The 1285-nt window shown below is 52.5% G+C and carries 1 protein-coding gene and 1 pseudogene; both read left to right on the top strand.

What is annotated here, in order from left to right; translation table 11 throughout:
* Positions 1 to 463, top strand: a pseudogene (locus tag Q0294_RS07705) (efflux RND transporter periplasmic adaptor subunit); the annotation flags it as partial.
* 12 nt (positions 464 to 475) lie between these two features.
* A partial coding sequence (locus Q0294_RS07700; protein ID WP_299462858.1) for an efflux RND transporter permease subunit occupies positions 476 to 1285 on the top strand: 810 nt, incomplete at its 3' end.

The following is a 1285-nucleotide window of genomic DNA, read 5'->3' as shown; positions in this document are numbered from 1 at the left end:
GATTCCAGATCAGGTATTTACCGGTAGTGTGGTATTAATCAATCCGCAGGCAGATATTCGTGCCCGCACGTTTCCGGTTAAAATCCGCATCAAAAATACAATTACCAAAGATGGGCCGGTGCTGAAGTCGGGGATGCTGGCCCGGGCTGTGCTGCCGACAGGCCCGAAGCAGAGTGCATTACTGGTTTCCAAGGATGCCCTGGTTCTGGGGGGGCCTACGCCGATGATCTATGTCGTTGAAACGGCTCCCGACAATAAAAAACAGGGGAAAACGCGTGCGGTTCCCGTTCAGGTTGGTGTTGCCAGCGGCCGGTTAATTCAAGTCAAAGGAAACTTGAAACGCGGGGAGTATGTCGTCATTCGAGGCAATGAACGCTTAAGACCGGGACAGGATGTTGTGATCACGGAAGTTTTGTCCCCCGATGCGGAACCAAAATCCAAAGCCATGAACGCCGATGGTTAAAGAGGATCATTTATGAATTTTATCAACGCGATTGTACATAATCCGGTCAAAGTGACCGTCGGTGTCTTAATGACCGTCCTGTTCGGACTGGTGGCTCTCATCCGCATGCCGATGCAGCTGACTCCCGAAGTACAAAGACCTACGATTACTGTGGAGACCCGCTGGCCGGGCGCCAGTCCGCAGGAAGTCGAGCAGGAAATAGTACTGGAGCAGGAAGAACAGCTCAAAAGTGTGGAGGGGATTACCAAACTGAGTTCGGAAAGTGCCGACTCGAAAGGCTCGATCACACTGGAGTTCCTGGTCGGTACGAACATGGACGAGGCATTGCTCAAGGTGAATTCCCGCTTGCAGCAGGTGCCGGAATATCCGGAAGATGCAGACCAGCCGATCATCAGTACGTCTAACGCCGCCGACCGTCCGATTGCCTGGTTTATTCTCAGCAGTCGTCTCCCGTCGGATGAAAAAATTATTGCATTTCAGAAAACGCATCCTGAATTAAAGGCAGAGTTGGATGTCGTTCGAAACACTCCGAACCCTGGTCTGGCGATGCTGCGGTTGAGACTGCTGGCGAAAGAGCACCCCGATGTCAGAGGGGGGATTTTACCAGCGGAAGATATTGAAGTCACTAAGTTGCGCCGCTTTGCGGAAGATGAAATTGAAGCGCGATTTGAACGCGTTTCGGGCGTCTCACAGTCTAATGTGTTAGGCGGTCTGGAAGATGAACTTCAGGTTGTGGTCGATTCCGAGCAACTGGCAGCGCGGCAACTAACGATCGCCGATGTGCGTGCCGTTCTGCGGGGCCAGAACAAAGATACTTCTGCC

Origin of the sequence: uncultured Gimesia sp., assembly GCF_937919775.1 — a bacterium.
GTDB lineage: Bacteria > Planctomycetota > Planctomycetia > Planctomycetales > Planctomycetaceae > Gimesia.
The sequence above is the reverse complement of the archived record's forward strand: the minus strand, read 5'-3'. Positions and strand labels throughout refer to the sequence as shown.